Annotated in this window: 21 protein-coding genes and 2 pseudogenes; 7 read left to right on the top strand and 16 right to left on the bottom strand. The window is 64.7% G+C overall.

What is annotated here, in order from left to right; translation table 11 throughout:
* Nucleotides 1-41: 41 nt before the first annotated feature.
* On the top strand, nt 42-611 hold the full coding sequence (locus ACWHY3_RS18445; RefSeq protein WP_448127215.1) for an AraC family transcriptional regulator: 570 nt from the start codon (nt 42-44) through the stop codon (nt 609-611).
* 42 nt (nt 612-653) lie between these two features.
* Here ACWHY3_RS18445 and ACWHY3_RS18440 read toward each other — a convergent pair whose 3' ends face one another.
* The 4 genes from ACWHY3_RS18440 to gmk all read right to left on the bottom strand — a co-directional run bounded on the left by ACWHY3_RS18440 (nt 654) and on the right by gmk (nt 4,546).
* The gene (locus ACWHY3_RS18440) at nt 654-1,043 is read right to left on the bottom strand and encodes a RidA family protein (RefSeq protein WP_087720642.1); all 390 of its coding nucleotides are present in this window, start codon (nt 1,041-1,043) and stop codon (nt 654-656) included.
* Nucleotides 1,044-1,160: 117 nt separating this feature from the next.
* Nucleotides 1,161-3,317 carry a RelA/SpoT family protein gene (locus ACWHY3_RS18435; RefSeq protein ID WP_087720643.1) on the bottom strand — a complete coding sequence of 719 codons (2,157 nt, stop codon included), beginning with the start codon at nt 3,315-3,317 and terminating at the stop codon, nt 1,161-1,163.
* 124 nt (nt 3,318-3,441) lie between these two features.
* Nucleotides 3,442-3,699, bottom strand: a complete 258-nt coding sequence (gene rpoZ / locus ACWHY3_RS18430; RefSeq protein WP_087720644.1) for a DNA-directed RNA polymerase subunit omega — start codon at nt 3,697-3,699, stop codon at nt 3,442-3,444.
* 172 nt (nt 3,700-3,871) lie between these two features.
* Nucleotides 3,872-4,546: a guanylate kinase gene (gene gmk, locus ACWHY3_RS18425; RefSeq protein ID WP_087720645.1), complete on the bottom strand. Its 675-nt coding sequence runs from the start codon at nt 4,544-4,546 to the stop codon at nt 3,872-3,874.
* A gap of 212 nt (nt 4,547-4,758) precedes the next feature.
* On the opposite strand from gmk, the gene ACWHY3_RS18420 reads away from it, so the two are divergent.
* Nucleotides 4,759-5,961, top strand: coding sequence for an MFS transporter (locus ACWHY3_RS18420; RefSeq protein ID WP_448127214.1), 1,203 nt, complete (start codon nt 4,759-4,761; stop codon nt 5,959-5,961).
* An 82-nt stretch (nt 5,962-6,043) separates the two neighbouring features.
* Entirely contained in the window at nt 6,044-7,093 is a 1,050-nt protein-coding gene (gene pyrC, locus ACWHY3_RS18415; protein ID WP_448127213.1) for a dihydroorotase, read from the top strand.
* A 13-nt stretch (nt 7,094-7,106) separates the two neighbouring features.
* Here the strand turns inward: pyrC and ACWHY3_RS18410 are convergent, their stop codons facing one another.
* Complete coding sequence (locus ACWHY3_RS18410) at nt 7,107-7,679, bottom strand: histidine phosphatase family protein (RefSeq protein ID WP_448127212.1); 573 nt, start codon at nt 7,677-7,679, stop codon at nt 7,107-7,109.
* 268 nt (nt 7,680-7,947) lie between these two features.
* On the opposite strand from ACWHY3_RS18410, the gene ACWHY3_RS18405 reads away from it, so the two are divergent.
* On the top strand, nt 7,948-8,937 hold the full coding sequence (locus tag ACWHY3_RS18405) for a D-2-hydroxyacid dehydrogenase (protein WP_448127211.1): 990 nt from the start codon (nt 7,948-7,950) through the stop codon (nt 8,935-8,937).
* A gap of 18 nt (nt 8,938-8,955) precedes the next feature.
* On the opposite strand, the gene ACWHY3_RS18400 is transcribed toward ACWHY3_RS18405, so the two are convergent.
* Nucleotides 8,956-10,353, bottom strand: a complete 1,398-nt coding sequence (locus tag ACWHY3_RS18400; RefSeq protein ID WP_448127210.1) for an aminotransferase-like domain-containing protein — start codon at nt 10,351-10,353, stop codon at nt 8,956-8,958.
* A 126-nt stretch (nt 10,354-10,479) separates the two neighbouring features.
* Between ACWHY3_RS18400 and ACWHY3_RS18395 the strand changes: the two genes are divergently transcribed.
* Both ACWHY3_RS18395 and ACWHY3_RS18390 read left to right on the top strand, forming a co-directional pair.
* On the top strand, nt 10,480-11,232 hold the full coding sequence (locus ACWHY3_RS18395; protein WP_448127209.1) for an alanyl-tRNA editing protein: 753 nt from the start codon (nt 10,480-10,482) through the stop codon (nt 11,230-11,232).
* The gene (locus tag ACWHY3_RS18390; RefSeq protein WP_448127208.1) at nt 11,229-11,831 is read left to right on the top strand and encodes a LysE family translocator; all 603 of its coding nucleotides are present in this window, start codon (nt 11,229-11,231) and stop codon (nt 11,829-11,831) included. The genes ACWHY3_RS18395 and ACWHY3_RS18390 overlap by 4 nt, the downstream gene beginning before the upstream one ends.
* A 33-nt stretch (nt 11,832-11,864) precedes the next feature.
* Here ACWHY3_RS18390 and ACWHY3_RS18385 read toward each other — a convergent pair whose 3' ends face one another.
* The 9 genes and pseudogenes from ACWHY3_RS18385 to ACWHY3_RS18345 all read right to left on the bottom strand — a co-directional run bounded on the left by ACWHY3_RS18385 (nt 11,865) and on the right by ACWHY3_RS18345 (nt 19,474).
* The gene (locus ACWHY3_RS18385) at nt 11,865-12,413 is read right to left on the bottom strand and encodes a DUF924 family protein (protein ID WP_448127207.1); all 549 of its coding nucleotides are present in this window, start codon (nt 12,411-12,413) and stop codon (nt 11,865-11,867) included.
* A 123-nt stretch (nt 12,414-12,536) separates the two neighbouring features.
* A pseudogene (locus tag ACWHY3_RS18380) lies at nt 12,537-13,630 on the bottom strand (MFS transporter).
* Between the two features lie 289 nt (nt 13,631-13,919).
* Nucleotides 13,920-14,348 carry an organic hydroperoxide resistance protein gene (locus ACWHY3_RS18375; protein ID WP_087720665.1) on the bottom strand — a complete coding sequence of 143 codons (429 nt, stop codon included), beginning with the start codon at nt 14,346-14,348 and terminating at the stop codon, nt 13,920-13,922.
* A gap of 92 nt (nt 14,349-14,440) precedes the next feature.
* Entirely contained in the window at nt 14,441-14,890 is a 450-nt protein-coding gene (locus tag ACWHY3_RS18370; RefSeq protein WP_087720667.1) for a MarR family winged helix-turn-helix transcriptional regulator, read from the bottom strand.
* A gap of 58 nt (nt 14,891-14,948) precedes the next feature.
* Entirely contained in the window at nt 14,949-15,257 is a 309-nt protein-coding gene (locus ACWHY3_RS18365) for a transcriptional regulator (RefSeq protein WP_087720669.1), read from the bottom strand.
* Nucleotides 15,254-16,600, bottom strand: coding sequence for a type II toxin-antitoxin system HipA family toxin (locus ACWHY3_RS18360; protein WP_448127206.1), 1,347 nt, complete (start codon nt 16,598-16,600; stop codon nt 15,254-15,256). The genes ACWHY3_RS18365 and ACWHY3_RS18360 overlap by 4 nt, the downstream gene beginning before the upstream one ends.
* A gap of 122 nt (nt 16,601-16,722) precedes the next feature.
* The gene (locus ACWHY3_RS18355) at nt 16,723-17,097 is read right to left on the bottom strand and encodes a LysR substrate-binding domain-containing protein (RefSeq protein ID WP_256961361.1); all 375 of its coding nucleotides are present in this window, start codon (nt 17,095-17,097) and stop codon (nt 16,723-16,725) included.
* Nucleotides 17,098-17,312: 215 nt separating this feature from the next.
* Nucleotides 17,313-18,152, bottom strand: coding sequence for an inositol monophosphatase family protein (locus tag ACWHY3_RS18350; protein WP_448127205.1), 840 nt, complete (start codon nt 18,150-18,152; stop codon nt 17,313-17,315).
* Between the two features lie 86 nt (nt 18,153-18,238).
* Nucleotides 18,239-19,474 (bottom strand): CynX/NimT family MFS transporter, encoded by a 1,236-nt coding sequence (locus tag ACWHY3_RS18345; RefSeq protein WP_448127204.1) that lies wholly within the window; start codon nt 19,472-19,474, stop codon nt 18,239-18,241.
* 378 nt (nt 19,475-19,852) lie between these two features.
* On the opposite strand from ACWHY3_RS18345, the pseudogene ACWHY3_RS18340 reads away from it, so the two are divergent.
* A pseudogene (locus tag ACWHY3_RS18340) lies at nt 19,853-20,839 on the top strand (DDE-type integrase/transposase/recombinase).
* Between the two features lie 3 nt (nt 20,840-20,842).
* On the opposite strand, the gene ACWHY3_RS18335 reads toward ACWHY3_RS18340, so the two are convergent.
* Nucleotides 20,843-21,706 carry a YicC/YloC family endoribonuclease gene (locus ACWHY3_RS18335; protein WP_448127203.1) on the bottom strand — a complete coding sequence of 288 codons (864 nt, stop codon included), beginning with the start codon at nt 21,704-21,706 and terminating at the stop codon, nt 20,843-20,845.
* Between the last annotated feature and the right edge of the window lie 41 nt (nt 21,707-21,747).

Below are 21,747 nucleotides of genomic sequence, written 5' to 3'. Positions count from 1 at the left end.
CTAGCAAGACATCATTTTTCAGACAAAGCGTAGGGGAAGGATTGGCTGGCGTCGAGCCGCAGGAATGCCCCGAAAACGCCTGCGGTCTAAGCCGGGTGCAGGCGGAAAAGGGGCTGGTGGACGCAGTGTTGCGGCTGGTGAATCTGCTCGACTCACCCCAGGACATTCGCATTCTCGCACCGCTGGTGCGGCGCGAGATCTTCTATCGTGCGTTGGTCGGCGAGATCGGCCTGCACATGCGCAAGTTCGCGGTGGCCGATACCCAGACGCATCGCATTTCCAAAGTGATCGCGGTGCTCAAGGATCGCTTCACCGAGCCGCTGCGCGTTCGCGAGCTGGCGGACATGGTCAACATGAGCGAGTCATCGCTGTTCCACAGCTTCAAGCAGGTCACGCGGATGTCGCCGGTGCAGTTTCAGAAGAAACTTCGGCTGCATGAAGCGCGGAGATTGATGCTATCCGAAGGGATGGAAGCGGCCACCGCCAGCTTCCGCGTGGGGTACGGAAGTCCATCCCATTTCAGTCGCGAATACAGCCGAATGTTCGGCGTGCCGCCGCGCACGGACGTGAGCAAGCTGCGCGGCGAGCTACCGGAGCCCGCTCGCGTCTGAGCGCCCTTGCGACATGGCCTGCGGTGTCTGAATCGTCCGGGCTCAGTCGCCGATGACCATGACTGCTTCGGCTTCCACCTGGCTACCCTTGGGCAACTGCTTGACGCCGACGGCGGCACGGGCCGGGAAGGGTGGCTGGAAGAACTCCTCCATCACCTTGTTGACCACGGCGAAGTTGTCGAGATCGGTCAGGTAGAGGTTGAGCTTGACGATATCCTGCAGCGAGCCGGCGGCTTCCTGGCACACCGCGGCCATATTGGTGAAGACCTGGCGGGCCTGCGCTTCGAAGTCGTCGGAGACCATTTCCATGGTGGTGGGGTCGAGCGGAATCTGGCCCGAAAGATAGACGGTGTTACCCGACTTGATGGCCTGGGAATAAGGGCCGATGGCGGCCGGGGCGTTGTCGGTGTTGATCACGGCTTTGTTGCTCATGGCGTACCCTCCAGTTTCTTTGAATCAGTGCCTTTTCATGAATACTTTTCTAATGACATGACATCTTGAAAAAACGCTGCCCCGCCGCGCATGACGCGGCGGGGCAGCCGTCACGGATCAGTTTCGGGCGCGAACGATGCGGCCGATGTGATTCAGGTTGCGCAGGCGCTTGATGATTCGCGCCAGATGAATGCGGCCCTTGACCAGGATGGTCAGGTTGACGATCGAGAGTCTGGCGTCGCGTTCTTCGATGCCGATGCGCTCGATATTGGCGTCGGCATCGGTGATCAGGCTGGCCAGTTCGGCGATCAGGCCGCGCCGGGTCTCGACTTCGATACGCAGCGGGACCGGGAAATCCTGATCGATCTGCTTCGACCAGGTCAACGAGACCAGCTTGTCGGGATCGTCGCGCAACTCGTCGAGGTTACCACACTCGTGACGGTGGACGACGATCCCCTTGCCGATCGACAGGTGGCCGATCACCGGGTCTCCCGGCAGCGGGTGGCAGCAGCGGGCAAAGCTGATGGCCATGCTCTCGGAGCCGTTGATGACGATCGGGCCGTTGTGCGGCGAATCCACCAGTAACCGTTCCGGGTCATGCTCGCCGGCATTGGCCCCGACAGGGAGATCGTTCGCGACCAGCCGTCGTGCGGTGGTGTGCGCCAGGCGGGTACCGAGGCCGATGGTCTCGAGCAGGTCGTCTTCGGCCTTGAGATCCAGCTCGTCCAGCAGCGCCGAGAGCCGTTCCTGTGGCAGCTTTTCCAGGCTGGTCTCGAAGCTGCCCAGGGCGCGGTTGAGCAGGCGGCGGCCGAGCTGGATCGCCTCGCTGCGCTGCTGGCTCTTCAGCGCGTGACGAATCGCCGAACGGGCCTTGGCGGTGATCACGAAATTGAGCCAAGCCAGGTTGGGGCGCGCGCCGGGGGCGGTGATGATCTCCAGCGTCTGGCCGCTTTCCAGCGGGGTCGACAGCGGTGCCAGATGGCGGTCGATACGGCAGGCGATGCAGCTGTTGCCAATATCGGTGTGCACGCTGTAGGCGAAGTCGACCGCCGTCGCTCCCTGCGGCAACTCCATGATGTCGCCCTTGGGGGTGAAGATGTAGACGTCGTCCGGGAACAGGTCGTTCTTGACGTGTTCGATGAACTCCAGCGAGTCGCCGGCGTGGCGCTGCATCTCGAGCAGGCCGCGAACCCATTCGCGGGCGCGGGCGTGGCTGCCGGCGGCGATGGGCCGTTCGGTCTGGCCGGCCTTGTAGAGCCAGTGGGCGGCGATGCCGTTGTTGGCCATCGCTTCCATCTCGCGGGTGCGGATCTGCACCTCGATCGGCATACCGCTGGGGCCGAACAGTGTGGTGTGCAGGCTCTGGTAGCCGTTGGCCTTGGGGATCGCGATGTAGTCCTTGAAGCGCCCCGGCACCGGCTTGTAGAGATTGTGCACCGCGCCCAGCACGCGATAGCAGTTGTCGACGCTGTCGGTGATGATGCGGAAGCCGAACACGTCCATGATCTCGGCGAACGGTTTGCGCTGGTCGTGCATCTTGCGATAGATCGACAGCAGATGCTTCTGCCGCCCGACCACGCTGCCGGTGAGGTCATCCTCGTCGAGCCGACGCTGCAGGCTGGTCTGGATCTGGCGCATGGTCGAACGGCGGTTGCCGCGGGCGCTCGCTACCGCGCGCTTGATGCGCTCGGACCGCATCGGGTGGATCGCCTGGAATGAGAGATCCTCGAGCTCGACGCGGATGGTGTTGATGCCCAGCCGCCCGGCGATTCGGGCGTAGATCTCGAGCGTTTCGCGGGCGATCCGGCGCTTCTTGTCCGGGCGCAGCGCGCCGAGCGTGCGCATGTTGTGCAGGCGGTCGGCGAGCTTGACGATAATCACGCGGATGTCGCGGGACATCGCCATGACCATCTTCTGGAAATTCTCGGCCTGGGCGACCGCCTTGTCCTCGAAGGTGATCTGGGTCAGCTTCGAGACGCCGTCGACCAGCTCCGCCACGGCTTCGCCGAACTGCGCTTCGAGCGCCTCCCGGGAGACGCTGGTGTCCTCGATGACGTCGTGCAGCATGGCGGCCATCAGGCTCTGATGGTCCATGTGCATGTTGGCGAGGATATTGGCGACGGCGAGCGGGTGGGTAACGTAAGGCTCGCCGGAGCGACGCTGCTGGCCGTCGTGGGCCTGCTCGGCGTAGTAGAAGGCGCGCTTGACCTGCTGAATCTCGTCGTCGGGGAGATAGCCGCCGAGGCGATCGGCCAGGTCATCGATGGTGAACATGCGGCGCGCCTGCCCTATGTAATTAACGGTCCGATTGACAACCCGTTATCGACGTTCCGTTCGGCAACCGGTCCGTGGCGGTCGTGACGACGACACGGAATACAGGTCACGCCGGAAGCCTGGTTCAGATATCGTATTCCTGGGTCGGCTCGGGGCGCGGACGCGGCGGTGCGGCTTCGACCGGCTCGTCGAGGATGCTGTCGTCGATTTGACCGGTGGCGATCTCGCGCAGCGCCATGACGGTCGGCTTGTCGTTTTCCCACGGCAGCAGCGCATCGCGGGAGCCGCGCGCGAGCTGACGGGCGCGCTGGGACGAGATCATTACCAGCTTGAAACGGTTCTCGATGTGTTCCAGACAATCTTCGACGGTCACTCGTGCCATGATGGTAGCCCTGCTGCCAAAAAATGGGTAGACGCGCCCCGGAATACGGGGTCTGCGGGACCGAGCAGTCTACTGGAGTTGCGTGATCTCTGACAAGAGCGCGCCGTTGCCGGCAAAGAGAGCCCCGCCGTGACGACCGGGGTCAGGGCGGCCGTTATTTCCCCTGCGGCACTCAGTCGACGTCGTTGAGCAGCGATTCGAGCAGGGCGGCGTATCGTGCCTGCATCTTGTCGAGCCGTGAACGGCGCGCATGGACGATGCACTCGAGCTCGTTCAGCGCGTGCTCGAAGTCGTCGTTGATGATGACGTGCTCGTACTCGTCGTAATGCGACATTTCGCTGACCGCGTCGCGCATGCGCCGCGCGATGACCGCCTCGTCGTCGGTGCCGCGTCCGGAAAGCCGCTCCTGGAGCGCGGCCCGCGAGGGCGGCAGGATGAAGATCGATTCGGCATCGGGGGCCTGCGCGCGTACCTGCTGGGCGCCCTGCCAGTCGATCTCGAGGATCACGTCCTCGCCCACGGCGAGGCGCTTCTCGACCTCCACCCGCGAGGTGCCGTAGTGGCGGTCGAAGACCCAGGCATGTTCGAAGAACTCGCCACGCTCGACCATCGCCTCGAATTCGGGCTGGCTGACGAAGTGATAGTTGACGCCATCCTGCTCGCCAGGGCGCATCGCCCGCGTGGTATGAGACACCGAGACGCCGATATCCGCGTTGCGCTGGAGCAGGGCGCGCACCAGGCTGGTCTTGCCGGCGCCGGAGGGCGCGGAAACGATGTAGAGCGTGCCCAGGGCACCGGCGCCGTATTCGGCGGCAGGGGTATGAGGCGTCGGAGAAACGTACGACATGACAGAACGACCGTCCGGGAATGCATGAAGCGGCCTATTATGCCACGGAAACGCCACGCCCCCGATAGCCAGCCATGCCGGGGGCGCTGCCGGAAGGCGACGGCGAAACGCCGGTGCCAGCGCGGATTGGCCGGATCCTATCGGCTACACTGCTTCCCCCATTCGTTACATTCGCTCCCGCCAGCGACCGCGCCGAACCGACAAGGACGTCCATGAACGCCTCGAACGCTACCGAAACCCGCCGCGCCGGCCCATTTCTGGGGGTTGCCCTGGCTTTCGCGGCGACGATGATCGGCACCACGCTGCCGACGCCGCTCTATCCGATCTACCAGCAACAGCTGGGTTTCTCGCAGTTGATGATCACGATCATCTTCGCCGTCTACGCCGCCGGCGTGATCGCGGCACTGCTGATCACCGGACGCTGGTCCGATCAGCTCGGGCGGCGACCGCTGCTGTTTGCCGGCCTGGCGGCGTCGATCCTCAGCGACCTGGTGTTCTGGCACGCCGACGGGCTGGGAATGATCCTGGCTGGGCGAGTGCTGTCGGGCGTCTCCGCCGGCATCTTCACCGGCACGGCGACCGTCGCCGTGATGGAGCTGGTGCCGGATTCGTGGCAGCGCGTCGGCACCCTCGTCGCCACCGCGGCCAACATGGGCGGTCTGGGCCTCGGGCCGATGCTGGCCGGCGTGCTGGCGGTGCTCTTCCCCATGCCGCTGGCTCTGCCCTATATCGTCCACCTGGTGCTCGCGCTGGTGGCGGTGGTCTGCATCTGGCGCGCGCCGGAAACCGTGAAGCGCCCCGAGCGGATTCGCCTGCGGGTGCAGAAACTCAAGGTGCCCGCCGAGGTACGGGGCGTGTTCGTGCCGGCGGCCATCGCCGCCTTCGCCGGCTTCATGGTGTGCGGCTTCTTCACCGCGGTGACCCCCGCCTTTCTGGGCAAGGTGCTGGGCTATACCAATCACGCGTTGATCGGCTTCGTGGCCGGGCTTCTGTTCATTGCATCCACGGTCGGCCAGATGCTGCAGGGGCGACTGCCCGAGTCGCGCCGCCTGCCGATCGGCTGCGGGGTGCTGTTCGTCGGCGTGCTTTTTGTCGCCTGGGGCATCGGCGCGGCGCAGCTGGCGGGTTTCATCATCGGCGCGATCGTCGCCGGCATCGGCCAGGGCATCGCTTTCCGTGCCGGAATGGGCGCCGTGACGGCGGCCAGCCCCGACGAGCACAAGGCAGCCGTCGTCTCCACCTTCTTCTTTGTGGCCTATATCGCCATCTCGCTGCCGGTCGTGGGCATTGGCCTCGTCGGCAGCGTTCTCAGCCTCAAGACGACCGGGCTGCTGTTTGACCTGCTCGTCGCGGTGCTGTGCTGCGTGGCGCTGTGGCTGCTGCTGCGCCGGAACCGCCGCCAGGCGTCCGCCTAGGCGTGATGCGAGGCGAATGCCAGCGAGGCGGTCTCTGGTATCATGAGCGCCGATTCGCTCAACCGACTGCCAGGAGTTCCCGATGACCGCTTCGCCCGACACGCTTCGCATCCGCCGCCCCGACGACTGGCACCTGCACCTGCGTGACGGCGAGGTGCTCGAGACGGTGCTCCCCTACACCAGCCGGACCTTCGCCCGCGCCATCGTCATGCCCAACCTGGTGCCGCCGGTGACCACGATCGAAGCTGCCAGCGCCTATCGCGAGCGGATTCTGGCGGCGATTCCAGCCGGTCATGACTTCACCCCGCTGATGACCTGCTATCTCAACGAGAGCGTTTCCCGCGAGACGCTGGAACAGGGCCACGCCGACGGCCTGTTCACCGCGGCCAAGCTCTATCCGGCCAACGCCACCACCAACTCCCAGCACGGCGTCAAGCGCATCACCGACGTCTATCCGCTGCTGGAAGTGATGCAGCGCATCGGCATGCCGCTGCTGATCCATGGCGAGGTCACCCGGGGCGAGATCGACATCTTCGATCGCGAGAAGCATTTCATCGACGAGGTGATGACCGACATCCGCCGCCAGTTCCCCGAGCTGAAGGTGGTCTTCGAGCACATCACCACCAAGGAAGCGGCCCAGTTCGTACTGGAAGGCGACGAGTTCCTGGGCGCCACGCTGACGCCACAGCACCTGGCCCAGAACCGCAACGACATGCTGGTCGGCGGCATCCGCCCGCACCTCTACTGCCTGCCGATCCTCAAGCGTCAGGAGCACCAGCAGGCGCTGCGAAAGGCCGTTGCCAGCGGACACCCGCGCTTCTTCCTCGGCACCGATTCCGCGCCCCACGTCACCGCCGCCAAGGAGACATCCTGCGGCTGCGCCGGCGTGTTCAACGCCGAAGCCGCGCTCTCGGTCTATGCCGACGTGTTCGAGCAGGAAGGTGCGCTCCAGCACTTCGAAGCCTTCTGTTCCGAGAACGGCCCGCGCTTCTACGGCCTGCCGCTCAACGAAGGCACGGCTACGCTGACGCGCCGACCCACACCTGTCGCCGAGTCGGTCGGCGAAGGCGACAACACTTTCGTACCGTACCGGGCCGGCGAATCGCTGACCTGGTCGGTGGCGGTGGACTGAGCGCCGAGGCGAATCAGGGTCGAGCGGGCTGGCGAAGATCAGCGGGCGTAAACGCCCGAATCGCCCATTTCTCTGTGCCTTCCGGGGCGATCCATAGCGGCACGGCGTTGGCGGAGCGCGGACCGGCAGGCGTGCCGTGGGTCAACCAGCGCACGGCGCGCACCAGCCCCGAATGGCCGACGATCAGCGGTGTATCGGCTTCTTCCAGCAGCGCGTTGAGCGTATCGGCGATGCGCTCGACGAACGCCTCCCAGGATTCGCCGCCTGCCGGTGTGCTCATGTAGGGAATGGTTTCCGGGATCGCCTGGCCTTCCAGCTCGCCCCAGTGGCGCTCCATCAGCCCGTCGACGACACGATCCGGCGCGCGGCCCAGCGCCAGTTCGGCGGTGCGGTAGGCGCGTTGCAGCGGACTCGCGGCTACCAGTGACCAGTCGATATCGCCCAGCAGCGCCCGCGCGCGCCGGGCTTCTTCCTCTCCCTGCGGCGTCAGCGCCACATCGTGCTGGCCGCCGATCCGGCGTTCGAGATTGCGGGTACTCTGGCCGTGGCGGAGGAAAACGAAGGGGCGACGGATCAGGGCGGGCATGGCGGTTCCTTTGGCATGACGGTTGTTTTGGCACGGGCGGTACGGCATGACGCCGGATGGGTGGATCGCGGTTCTCGTCGGTTCGTCGGGCGATGATTTGCCGGCTATGGGGTTTTACGGTAACACTGCGGGTTCGCCAATCGTCATACAACACGATCTGTACACGACAACCGTCGGATCGGATGACGGCCGGATTTCATCACCTCAGGTCAACTGGCGATCCGGCCCTCCATGATCCCATCACCGCGAACCGCGCGCGAGGAGCCCCATGTCCACCGCTCTCGATATCCATATCTATACCGACCCCGATTTCCGGCAGTCCAAGGACTTCGCCGACGAGCGCGTCTTCGGCATTCTGAACGAGTTCGCGGGGCTGTCGTCGCGGATCGCGCTGAGCTTCAGCCACGACGAGGCCGCCCTCAATGCCGCGCTGGCGACGGCGGAGGTGCTGATTCTGGTCGGGGCGCTGGATATCGCCGACGTCGCCGCCCGGGCGCCCAAACTGCGCTGGATCCATATCACCAGCGCGGGGGTGGACCGGGTGCCGCTGGACCGTCTGCCGGCCCACGTACTGGTCACCAATGCCAAGGGCAACCACGAGGCGCGGGCCCGCGAGTTCTCGATGACCGCGCTGCTGATGCTCAACAACCGGTTGCCGGATTTCGTCACCCAGCAGCGCGAGAAGCACTGGGAGCAGACCGCGATCGAACCCATCGACGGCAAGACGGTGGTGATCCTGGGCATGGGCGCATTGGGCAGCGCGGCGGCCGAGGCGGCCAAGCGGCTCGAGCTGAAGGTGATCGGCGTCAGCCGTTCGGGCAAGCCGCATCCGCTCGCCGATGTCAGCCTGCCGCAGAGCCGGTTGAAGGACGCGCTGGCCGACGCCGACTTCCTGCTGATCACGCTGCCGCTGACGCCGGAGACCCGCAACGTGGTCGGCGAGGCGGAACTGGCGGCGATGCCCGCGCGTGGTGGCGTGATCAACATCGGCCGCGGCCCGGTGCTGGATGTCGCGGCGCTGGCGAAACGGCTGGAAGCCGGACAACTGCGCGGCGCCGTGCTGGATGTCTTCCCCCAGGAACCGCTGGCCGCGGACTCGCCCTACTGGACCACGCGCAACCTGATCGTCACGCCGCACAGCGGGCTCTACGATGCCGATTACGTGCCGCGCTGCCTGCGTTTCTTCTTCGCCAATGTCGAGCGCTACCTCGATGACGAGCCGCTGCAGAATCGGGTCGATACGGCGCTGGGCTACTGATCGAAATCGAAGCTTCGCTCATACCGTCTGCCACAGCATCGGGTCCGGATTGCCCAGCGTCTCGGCGATGATGTCCAGCGCGCGGTCCAGCGCCTCCCGGCTTTCGGCGGCGCTGATGCAGATGCGGATCGCCTGCGGCGCCGCGACATTGCCGAGACAGAAGCTTTCCGCACTGCTGACGTTGACCCGGCGCGCCTCGAGCTGTTCGACCACATGGCTGGTGCGCAGTTCGTCGGGCAACGGCAGCCATAGATAGAAGCCGCCGCGCTGACCGCGCGGCTTGAACCTTCCCAGCTTCTGCATGGCGTGATCGAAGCGCCATGCCAGTTCCTCGCGCTGCCACGCCAGCAGGGCGGCGGCGTCGCCACTGGCGATCCAGTGGCAGACCAGCGAGGTCATCAACGGCGGCGGCATCCAGCTCTGGGCGCGAAGGGCGGCGGTCAAGCGCCCGTGCAACTCTCTGGGCGCACGCAGGGCGCCGACACGCAGGCCGCCACCCAGCAGCTTGGCGACCGAGAACAGCGTCACGGTGCGCTCCGGCGCCAGCTGGTAGAGCGGCGTTGCGGGTTCGATATGCGGGTGCTGGTAGACCTCGTCCTCGATCAGCCAGAACTGCCGTTCCCGCGCCAATGTCACGAGATCCCGACGGCGTGATTCGCTGAGCCGCGCGGTGGTCGGGTTATGGCAATCCGGCATCACGTAGAGTGCGCGAAACGGCTGCTGGTCGAAGGCTCTGGCCAGGGCGTCGACATCGATGCCTTCCGCGTCATGGGGAATCGCCACGCTCTTGAGCGAGAGCTGCTGCAGCGCGCTGATCAGGCCGGGATAGGTCAGACGTTCGGCGGCCAGCCGTTCGCCCGGCGCCAGCAGCGCGCTAAGGCTGAGATAGATGCCGTGCATTCCGCCCTGATCGATCAGCAGCTCGTCCGCCGAGACCGGCCGGCCAGACTGGGTGAGCCAGTCGGCGAAAATCTCCCGCTGGCCCGTCTGGCCCTGCTCCGGCTGGTAGTCGATCGCCGCGCGCAGGCTGGCAGGATCGTGCTGGATCGCCTGCATTGCCCGCCCCAGTGCGGCTTCGCGCTCCGGGTGCGCCGGCGGCAGCGACAGGCTGAGATCGATCATGTCGCTCTCGGGCGGGCTCTGCCGGACATGATTGAAAGGCTCGACCCGCGGCTGCCGGTCGCGCACGTAGGTGCCGCTGCCGACTCGTGCGCTGACGATGCCGCGCTGTTCGGCAAGCGCATAGGCGCGTGTGATCGTACCGACGGTGACGCCGAGCGCGTCCGCCAGCCGGCGCTGGGGCGGCAGCTTGGCGCCCGTCGGCAGTTCGCCGCTAGCCGTGGCGGCGACGATGGCGTCGGCCAGTTGGCGATAGCGTGGGCCTTGGCCGGAAAGTTCGGGTATCCAGATTGTCATGGTGACAAAAATCGAGTTGACCGAAGAAGCGGTGGGTTTATGCTCGAATTGTTCGGAAGATTAATCGCTGTGTCAATAAATTGAACCCATACAATTTTGGAAAACGACTTTCTGGAGAGGTGTCCGATGTCTACCGCGTTGCTCTTTCGTGAATTGCCTACCGCCCGGGAAAGCCTGGCGACCGTGTTGTCAACGACAGGGGCGATTGGCGACGACGGTGTGGTGGTCACGGATGCCACGCTGTTCTATCCCCACGGTGGCGGCCAGCCGGGCGATCAGGGTGTGTTCATCACCGCCGACGGCCGTACCCTGGCGGTGCGCGATACGCGCAAAGGCGACAATGGCGAGGTGCATCATCTGCTCGATCCGGCGGATGCACGGGAATACCGGCTGGAAGTCGGCCAGAGCGTCACCCAGCAGATCGACTGGGCGCGGCGCCATGCCCACATGCGCATGCACACCGCGCTGCATCTGCTCTCGGTGGTCGTGCCCCACGGCGTGACCGGCGGCAGCATCGGCGCCGAGCGTGGCCGGCTCGACTTCGATCTGGGCGAGGCCAGCTTCGACAAGGACGAACTGACCGAGCGGCTCAACGCCCTGATCGCTGCCGACTATCCGGTCACCAGCGAGTGGATCAGCGAAGCGGAGCTCGATGCCCGTCCCGAGCTGGTCAAGACGATGTCGGTGACGCCGCCGCGTGGCGCCGGCGAGATCCGCATGGTTCGCATCGGTGATGTCGACTACCAGCCCTGCGGCGGCACGCACGTGAATTCGACCGCCGAGGTCGGCGCGATCCAGGTCGCCAGCATCAAGAATCGCGGCGCGCGCAATCGCCGCTTCACGCTGACCTGGGCGGAAACGCCAGGGGGTGGCAAATGACCTCGCTGGCCTGGTGGTTCTCGGTGGCGCTGTTCTCGATTTCGATGACCGGCACGCCCGGTCCCAACAACGTGATGCTGACCGCGTCCGGCGCGCTCTACGGCTATCGCCGCACGCTGCCGCACATCTTCGGCATCATGGCGGGCTGTTTCGTGCTGTTCATGGCCGTGGCGCTGGGTCTCGGCGTGCTGTTCGAGCGCTTTCCGGTCGTGCAGCAGGCGCTCAGGATCGTCGGCGCCATCTATCTGCTCTATCTCGCATGGAAGATCGCCACCGCGCCGCCGCCGGACCTGGCAGCCAGAGAAGGGGCACGACCACTGACCGCCTGGCAGACGGCGGTGTTCCAGTTCGTCAATCCCAAGGCGTGGGTGATGGGCATCGCGCTGATCGCCGGCTTCATGCCGACCGAAGGGGCGCTGATCGCCAACGCCGCGATCCTGTCGCTGTTCATGGAGCTGATCGCCTTCCCCTGCATCTCGCTCTGGGCCGGTTTCGGCATGGCGATCGGCAGGCGGTTGAAGACCCCCCGCGCCTGGCGCGTCTTCAACGGCGTGATGGGGCTGGCGACCGCCGCCTGCGTGGGCTTCATCCTGAGCTGAAAGCCGAAGCCGCGATACAGCCAAGATTCACGACTAGAACGACGAGCCTGGCTGGCGCAGAAACTCGATCTCTTCAGGCGTCGATTCGCGCCCCAGAATCGCGTTGCGATGCGGGTAGCGGCCGAAACGCTCGACGATCGCACGATGGCGGTGCTCGTAGTCCAGCTGCTCCTCCATGCCGGGCTGGTCGAACAGCTTGACCGCCTGATCGTGAATCGCCAGCGACTCGCTGTGCATGAACGGCATGTAGGCGAAGATGCGCCGGGTCAGCGGCAGTGCGTCATCCTCGCCTCGCGAGATCAGCTCCTGGGCGAGTGCCAGCGCCAGCGGGTCCTGGGCGAAGGCACTCGGCGTATCGCGATGGATATTGCGCGAGAACTGGTCGAGCACCACGATCTCCGCCACCCGGCCCGCGGGCGTCTCGCGCCATTGCCAGCACTCGCAGCGGGCCGCGGCGGCCAGCGTCTCGCCGAAGCGTTCGGCGATCCTGCGGTCGAGATCATCGCTCTTGATGAACCACTGCTTCGGTGTCAGCTCCTCGAACCAGAAGTCGAGTACCTGCTGCGGTGTGGCGAGGGTCATGAGTCGGTCTCCCGGTTGGCGATCGGTTTCATCGAGTCTGGCAGCATCCTGGCGCGCGGTCTCGCTTCGGCGTTGCCGGCCGCCCTGAACCCTCGACAAAGGGAAGATTCGAAGACGGCACCGCTACGCTGGCACCAGCGCCCGGTCACGGCGGCGGATCTGCCAGGCGAAGCCGAAGCCGACCGGCAGCACGGCGACGGTGGCCAGCGCCAGGGTCGGTGTCGTACCCGAGAAGGCGATGATGGCGCCGCCAATGCCGGTGCCGAGAGACTGGCCGGTGAAAAACGCGGTCGAGAACAGCGAGACGGCGGCGCCGCGTCGCTCCGGTGCCATCTGCGTCGCGGTGGTCTGCAGCGTGTTGTGGAGCATGTAGAACCCCAGCCCGAACAGATAGCAGCCAACGACGGCGACACCGGGCGTCGGCCAGCGGCAGATGGCGGCCAGCGCGATCGCGATCAGCACGCAGCCCAGCTGGCACAGGCCGGTTTCGCCCAGTTTAGGAACCAGCCGCCGCGCCAGCAGCGCGAAACTCAGTCCGCCGACGGCGAATACCGCCAGGATCAGCCCGGCTTCGGTCAGCGGCAGCCCGCCGGCGACGTGCAGATGGCTGGCCACGAAGGCGAACCCGCAGAAGACCGCCGCGCCTTCGAAGAACACACTGATCAGCACCACGCGCGGCCACGGCTTCTGCAGTACGTGGCGCAGGCTCACGCCGAGCGATTCCGGCTTCCGGCCCTGGGGCCGTTCATGCCGCCCGACGCGATACCACAGCAGCCCGCTGGCGGCGGCGAACAGCACGGTGTAGACCAGAAACGGCCACTGCCACCAGTCCTGTTCCGCGGCCAGGCCGCCGAAGGTCTGGCCGCAGGCCAGGCCACCGATCTGCCCGATCAGAAAGCGCGCCAGCACCGCCTGTCGCTGCTCGTAAGGCACGTTGTCGCCGATCCATGCCATCGCCAGCGGAATCACCGCCGCGCATCCTACTCCCGCCAGCATGCGCGCCGCGATCAGTGTCGCCAGGCTGCCCGAGAAAACGCACAGCAGGCTGGCGACGGCAGCGAGCAGGAGAACAGCGAGATGACGCGCAGCTTGCCGTAACGGTCGCCGCTCGGCCCCAGCACCAGTTGCAGGCAGCCATAGACGATGGCGAACGCCGTGATCGCCCAGGAGGCGGCGCTCAGCGTGGTGGTGTAGACCTCGGCGAGACGCGGCAGCATCGGGTCGAGGATTCGCTGGGTGGCGGCGGCGCAGAACGCGGTCATCGCCAGCAGTATGATGGTGGGCCAGGGCGTGGGCGTATCGGTGTGTGGCGTGGATTTGTCGGTGCGAGAGTCGATGGCGGGCACGGGCAGTCGGTTCCGGATGGCGGATAGCAAGGGATATTAGCACGCTAACGCCTCCCGTTACCCAAGGCGATCAGGAGCGTGGCCATCACGACTTCCCTGGACATAACGATCCAAGGCCGCAAAAGAGGCCTCGGATCTTCACTTGGGTTGCGATGCGAGATCACACTTCGACGTTCAGGGTCACATCGATGTTGCCGCGAGTGGCGTTGGAGTACGGGCAGACCTGATGGGCCTTCTCGACCAGCGCTTCGGCCTGTTCCCGATCCATGCCCGGAAGCTTCACCGTCAGCGTCGCTTCGATGCCGAAACCCTCGCCCTTGGGGCCGATGCCGACTTCGCCCTGGATCCGGGTGTCGTCGGGCAGCTTGGCCTTCTCTTTCGAGGCGACCAGTTTCAGTGCGCCGATGAAACAGGCGGAGTAGCCGGCCGCGAACAGCTGCTCCGGGTTGGTGCCGTCACCGCCGGCGCCACCCAGTTCCTTGGGCGTCGACAGTTTGAGATCGATGGCACCGTCGGCGGCGGTGGCACGGCCGTCGCGGCCGCCAGTAACAGTCGCTTCGGCACGATAGAGGACGTTATCGAGTGACATGATGAATCTCCTTCCGGGTTTATGATCGTGGTCTATTAAACCGCGCGCGATCTATTTGGGTAAAAATGGTCTTCGCCAATCGTGCGAACGCTTCACTGCCTGTCGAGCCGCCGACGCAGTCCATGCAGCGCATCGCGCAGTTCGGCAGCCTCCTCGGGCGTGCACTGCCCCGCACAGCCGGCGGCATGGGGGATCGCCTTGGCCTGCTCGCGCAGCGAACGGCCCTTCTCGGTCAACGCGATCTCGACCTGGCGTTCATCCTGGCGCGAGCGCTGCCGGGTGATGAGCGCTGCCACTTCCAGCCGTTTCAGCAGCGGCGTCAGCGTGGCCGAATCCAGGTACAGCTGTTCGCCGATCTCCGACACCGTCTGCCGGTCCCGCTGCCACAGCACCAGCATGGTCAGGTACTGGGGATAGGTCAGATCGAGCTCGCGCAGCAGGCCGCGGTAGAGCTTGTTCATCGCCAGCTGGGTCGAATAGAGCGCGAAGCAGAGCTGCGATTCCAGGGCCAGCGTGTCGTCGGTATCGTTGGGTATCGTCATGCATTCAATCTATATCGCGCACGATTCAATCGCTAATTAGGTTTTGCTATGAAGGTGATCACGAGGAGGATCGCGTCAGCAGGCGTTGACGGGTCGAGCGATCACGCGGGAGCAGACCCACGCTAAGCCCGAAAGGGCGAAAGGCGCGATTGAGAGAACCCAGTGATTGGGTCCCGCTGTCGTTCTCGATGGCCGAAAGCGTTCGTCGGCTCACCGACGCCAGTGCGGCATAGCGGGTCTGGTTCATCTCCAGAACCTCCCGGCGCAGTCGTTTCAGAAGCACTCCCGTGGTGATTTTTTCCTCGAACAGTTGGTCGAGCAGATCGAACAGTAGCGCTTCACGTTCCTGAGGAGAAAGACGGCTCATGTCAGCCCCCAAGCATCGAGTTTTTCGTCGAGATAGTCGAATCCCAACGCGGGCAGATCGAGAATCGAATTCGGAACGCCTCGCTGCCGCAGGCGAGCTTTCAGGCCTTTCAATCGTCTTCCCAGCTGGCGGAGCTCGGCGAGCAGGTCGTCGGCGGGAACCAGCGGATCGAGCCGTTGAGCGATCCCTTGCCAGTCGAAACGGCCGCCTTCTTCGTAGGGCGCGCCCCATTGTGTGGTGCGTATGATGCCTTCGGGGTCCGCCTTCATGGGCGCGAAATCATAGACCGGCGCCAGCCCCAGGCCATCGGGCCGCTTGATCATCGCGGTATTGCGGCCATGATTGTCCGAGTTGCCGAAAGCGACGTTGAGAAGATCCCGCTTGACCCACTCCACGACGAAACGGGAAACGTCGAAGGTCTCGCCCATTTCTCTGACGCGATATTGCTGCTGACACTTGGCAACCAGCGTGTCGATCGCTTCAAAATGATTGAGGAAAGTGCCCGGAGGCTTCTCCAGCAGCGAATAGAGCGACTCCAGACCGTAAAGCGTGCGTTCTCCTTCGATGAAATCGACATCGAATCGAGGCAGCCAGAGGCTGGGGTAGCGTGCCCCTTCGATGAGTTCCATACCGCGGATATCGATGGTGTCGACGCCCAGCGCCTGCAGCTCGTGATAGTAGTGGTACTCCGCGCGCAGAATGTCGCAATCCATGTCCGAGCGTGGCCCACGGGGGAATTTCACCAGGTAATGCGCATCGGTATTGCGGGGTTCGTCCTGCCAGGTATCGATCCAGATTTCATCCTGCGCGCCGCGACGCAGCAGCAGTTTGGGTGCTTCGCCGCCCGCGCCGGTCGCACCACCACCGGCGGCGCCCACCTGCTGGGCATATTCCAGAAAGTCGGTATGGCGTTCCACGACATCGTCCAGCGTGAATCGATGGTGTTTCAGCTGACTGCCCGTCGGCAGTTGGGGCAGCGCCTGCTTGATGCGCAGATTGCCGACGGGCGCTATCGTGCCCTGGGCCAGCAAGGCGTGGTCCTGTTCGTGTGGGGGCAGTGACTGAAGTCCCTGTCGATTGACCCAGTAACGTCGGCTGGCCCCCGACGGCATGATGTCGTCGAGCATGGCGAACCAGTTCGTCCGGCGATACAGCAGCATCAGCTCGACCGGCAAGTTCAGACTGCAGGCGTGCTCGTCATCCCGGCCCATCCAGTCGATGGCGTAATCGGTCGAGTAGCCCAGCGCAATCGTGCCGCGTCGACCCGCCTTCGGATCGTCGATCTGAAGTTCTGCGGCATCGTGCCATTGGCCATGATGGAACAACTGTATCGTCAGTGACATATTGAGTGTACTGGGTAAATTATTGCTCAAATTTATCATGTCCGACGGTGGATGAGCTATTTTTTGCTCATCAAACGCTTTTCTCGCCATTAATGAGCAATAAATTGCTCAAAATAGCGACATCATCGCCACCGATCCCAGGCCGGCTGTGGCGCCAGCGATTCCCGCAGATAGTCTAGAAACGCCCGCACCTTACGCGTTCGCAGGCGGCGTTCGGTGGTCAGCACGTGAATGTCGCGGCGGCCGGGCATGACCTCGCCGCGCCACGCCTTGAGCAGCGGTACCAGCTCCCCCCGCGAGAGCGCATCGCCGATCAGCCAGGTGGGAAACAGCACCAGACCCTGGCCCAGCAGCGCCGCGGCGACCACGTAATTCATCGGCACCAGTCGACGTGCCACCAGCGAGGAGTCGGCCAGATTGCCGACGCGAAAGGTGATGTCCTGGCCTTCTCGGCGCCGGTTTTCGTCGTCATGGAGTGTTAATGGCGGCCAGGTCACTATGCTCTGCTTGAAAAGTCGATGAGCGAAGGCAAGGCCGGGGCGCGTAGCTAAGGTAAAAATTGGCGAAAACGGACCGGACTGGCGCCCCAGTTTACGGGATGTAAATGAGCACGTGACTCGCTCCGCTCGCCCTTCGGGCCGTCCTTCGGACGTTCTGAACTGAAGTTCAGTGAGCCAATTTTTAACGCCGCTTGGGCGAGCGCAGGTACTTTTCAGACCAGAAAGCTGAACTTCTCGCGTAACTGCTCCCAATGCGCCCGCGAGCTGGCGGCGAGCACCGTGCCCTGGTGAATCGTCGGCTGGTAGAGTGTGCCGTCGAGCAGCGCCGAATAGCCGCCCGCTTCGGCGTGGATCATCAGCCCCGCGGCGTGATCCCAAGGCATCAGCTTGCCGGTCAGCATGAAGTCGACGAAGCCGAACGCCATGGTGCGGTACTCATGACAGGCGCAACCGAAGGCCATCATGCGCTGGAAGTCGGGGAAGGTCGCGGAGAGCTGATACTGCTGCGCCTTGGCGAACAGCCGGATCGAGGTGGAGCCGACCATCTCGTCGAACCTGTCGGTATCCGAGACCTGCAGCTGGCGCTCGGTGCCGTCGGGGCGGCCGAACCAGGCGCCTTCGCCGTGACGGGCGACGATCCAGTCGTCCGCCAGCGGATCGTAGAGCAGGCCGAAGATCGTCTCGCCGAAGCTGGTCGCCGCCAGAATCACCCCGAACTGGTTGAGCCCGCGGGCGAAGTTCCAGGTGCCGTCGACCGGGTCGATGATCAGCGCCAGCTCCGCGCCGGCGATATCGTCGAGATTGGCGCTGGCGTCGGCCACCGCTTCCTCGCCGATCACCGTCGCCTCCGGCAGCAGCTCGCGGATCGCCGCCGTCATCATCCGCTCCGCGCCCTGGTCGGCATCGGTCACCAGATCGTCCGGCGCACTCTTGGAGCGGATCGCATCTTCGGAGAGATTACGAAAGCGCGGCAGGATTTCGGTTTTGGCGGCATCGCGCACGATCTCGATCAGGCGCTGCTGTTGCTCGAGGCTAATGGCTCTGGCTGGCATGCGAGTCTCCGGGGTCGTTGGTTGCTCTTCTAGAGTAACCGATTCCGGCGCCCGGGTTCGTCAGGCCAAACCTTCAATCCGCGCCGTCAATCCACACCAGCAGTCGATGCCACCTGGCGGTCTCGCCCGGCACCCAGCGCCATCACCAGCGCGGCCAGCGCAATCGCGCTCACCAGAATACCCACCACGTTCCAGCCGCCGCTCCAGTCGTGCAGCACGCCGACCAGCAGCGGCCCCATCGCTGCCAGGGTATAGCCGATGCCCTGGGCCATCGCCGAGAGGCTGGCCGCCGTTGTCGCATCCGGCGCGCGCAGCGCCAGCAGGGTCAACGCCATGCTGAAGGTGCCGCCCTGACCCAGACCCAGCACCACGATCCACAGCCACACGCTACCGATAGGCGCATAGAGGCAGCCCAGCAGCCCGACCAGGGTGAGCCCCATCACGCCGACCAGCACCGCCCGCTGGTCACGCATGCGGCTGCCGATCAACGGCGCCAGGATCGCCGTGGTCACCTGCAGCAGGATCGACACCGACAGCGCCAGCCCCGCGGTGACCGCCGCCAGCCCGCGATCCTGCAGGATCGTCGGCAGCCAGCCGAACACGATGTACGCCAGCGACGACTGCAGCCCCATGAACAACGATACCTGCCACGCCAGCGGATCGTGACGCAGCCGCGCCCCGCGACGGATGGGCACGCGGGTGGGCTTGGTGCCCTTGAGTTGCGGCAGCCAGAACAGCGCCGCGATCAGCGCCGGCAGCAGCCAGAACGCCAGCGCGCCCTGCCAGGAACTGTGAGAAGCCCCTTGTGACGCGTCTTGCCAAAGCCCGCCCAACGCCTGACGCAGCGGCTCCGTGGTCCCCGCGGCCGCAGAAGCGCCGAGGTTGAGCGCCACGGTGTAGAGCCCCGTCATGATGCTGACGCGCCGGGGGAAGTCCCGCTTGACGATGCCCGGCAGCAACACCCCGATGACCCCGATGCAGCCCCCGGCGATAGCCGTACCCACAAACAGCCCCGCCGTGCCGATATAGGGCCGCGCTAGCAGCGCCACCGCCAACACGGCGAGCGCGGCAAACACGCTGCGCTCCGGGCCGATGCGCCGCACCAGCCGCGGCGCCAGCGGCGCCGCGAGACCCAGGAACAGCACCGGCAGGGTTGTCAGAATGCCCTGCCAGCTGGGGGAGAGCGCCAGCGCCTCGGCGATGCTGCCGAGCACCGGCGACACGCTGGTCAGCGCCGGGCGAAGATTGAGCGCCACCAGCAGCAGCGCGACGAGAGTCAGAACGCCCCGGCGGGGCATCGCGGAAGTCGACAAGAGAGCCATCCTTGGGATCGAAAGGTGCTATATCGGCGGCAAGGCCAGGGACGCAAGGGTAGCCGATCATGGCGACAACGGGGGCGCTTCTACACCAATGGTCGAGGGTGGGTAGTGGTTTCGACTTCAGGAATGGGGGTTGGACGTTGTGATGTCTTGCTTGTGTCGCATTAGAAAAAACAGATAGCGAGCCGCTCGCCGTATACGCCGGAGTAGGCGGACTCGTTGAGCGCTTTTGCCGGTCTCTGAAAGAGGAATGCATCTGGCCGCATCGGTTCGAGCTGCTGGGCTAGGCCTGAGCTATCATCAGCCATCAGATGAGTCATAGAAGTTATTCTCTGCTGGCAGCCAGAGAGCTTCTACAGCAACTCATCCGGGAGCAGAGACATGGACATCAAGCTGCATAAGCAAGCTACCACCACACCGAAGATTCGTGCCGAGATCCAGGCGGCACCCGCCAGCATCAGCGATAGCGAGTTGGCCCGCCAGTACGGTGTCGGCGATTCGACCATTCGCCGTTGGCGGTACCGAGACGATGTCCATGATCGTTCACATACGCGGCATAACCTGCTGGCCACGCTGACGACCGAGCAGGAAGAGGTGCTAGTCGCTGCACGGGCGTTCCTGCGATTTGGCCTCGATGACTTGTTGGTCGTGGCACGCGAGTTCTGAATCCTCGGCTGTCACGCTCCGGCCTGCACCGCATGCTCAAGCGACGTGAGGTGCCAACGCTGGGGAACTAGCCCGGCAAGATGCCGGCGGTGACGAGGCGCTCAAGCACAAGCCCTTCAAGGACTATGCGCCGGGATAGTACACATCAACATCAAGCACCTGCCCCAAACGCCCGATGAGCAGCAGAAACGCTACCTGTACGTGGCCATAGACCGAGCGACCCGATGGGTATATCTGGAGGTCAGAAGCAGCCAGTCCGCGCAGGACGCGCAAGCGTTCATGAAGCGGGTGAAAGAGAGGCCCCCTTTATGATCCAGACCGTGCTGACCGACAACGGCAAGTCCTTCACGGATTGCTTCACGCGAGCCGGTGAGCGCAAGCCAAGCGGTCGCCATCACTTCGATCAGGCGTGTCAGGCCCATGGCATCGAGCATCGCCGGATCAAACCGGGCCGGCCACAGACGAATGGCATGATGAAACGCTCCAACGGCCGCATCAGCGACGTGCTGGCCACTCAGCGCTATGTGTCTCAGGCAAGGACCTGGAACAGACGCTCAAACGCTATTGCTGGCTGTAAAATCATCACATCCCGCAGAAGGCGCTGCACCATCAATCACCGATTGCAGCGATGAAGGAATGGTAGCTAAACGACCTGAACTATTTACCCAGCGGGTAATCAATCATGCGGGACCCGCCACATAGACATCACTCGATATTCTGAATCTGCTCCCGCATCTGTTCGATCAGTACCTTCAGCTCCACGGCGCAGCGGGTGGTGTCGGCGACGATGGCCTTGGAGGAGAGGGTGTTGGCTTCGCGGTTGAGTTCCTGCATCAGGAAGTCGAGGCGCCGGCCGATGGGGCCGCTCGAGCCGAGCTGCCGTTCGACCTCGGTGACGTGGGTCTCCAGCCGGTCGAGTTCTTCGGCGACATCGGCCTTCTGCGCCACCATCACCATTTCCGCTTCCAGCCGCTGCGGGTCGAGTTCGGTCTTGGCGCTTTCCAGTCTTTCCAGTAGCTGAGTGCGCTGGCGTTCGAGAATCGTCGGCAGGTGTTCACGTACCACGGTGACCTGCTCGCGCACGCCCTGGAGCCGGTCGCTGATCAGTTCCGCCAGGCGCTCGCCTTCGCGGGCGCGGCCGGTCTGCAGGTCGTTCAGTGCGGTGTCGAACAGTTCGAGTGCGGCAGCCTTGACGCTTTCCAGATCCAGGCGCTGGGTGGCCATCACGCCGGGGTGGGCGAGCAGTTCCAGCGCGTTGGGCATCGGCGCTTCCGGCAGCTGTGCGCGAACCTGTTCCAGCGCCTGGGAGAGCGCGGCGAGCTGATCGGCGTTGATCCCTGGCGCGGCGTTGCCTTCGGCAGGGTCGAAGCGCAGCGAGCATTCCACCTTGCCGCGGGCGAGACGCTGGCGCATCGCTTCGCGGAAATGCGGCTCGAGATCGCGCAGGGTGTCGGGAAGGCGGAAGTGGGGCTCCAGGTAGCGCTGGTTCACGGAGCGCAGTTCGAGCTGCAGGCTGCCCCAGTTGGCCTCATGGGTCTGGCGGGAGAAGGCGGTCATGCTGTGGGGCATGGGAAATTCCTTGAATCGTCGAGCTGATCGTTGGAGTGTAC

It is taken from the genome of Salinicola sp. NYA28a (assembly GCF_976982775.1).
This window is presented reverse-complemented; position numbering and strand designations above follow the sequence as displayed.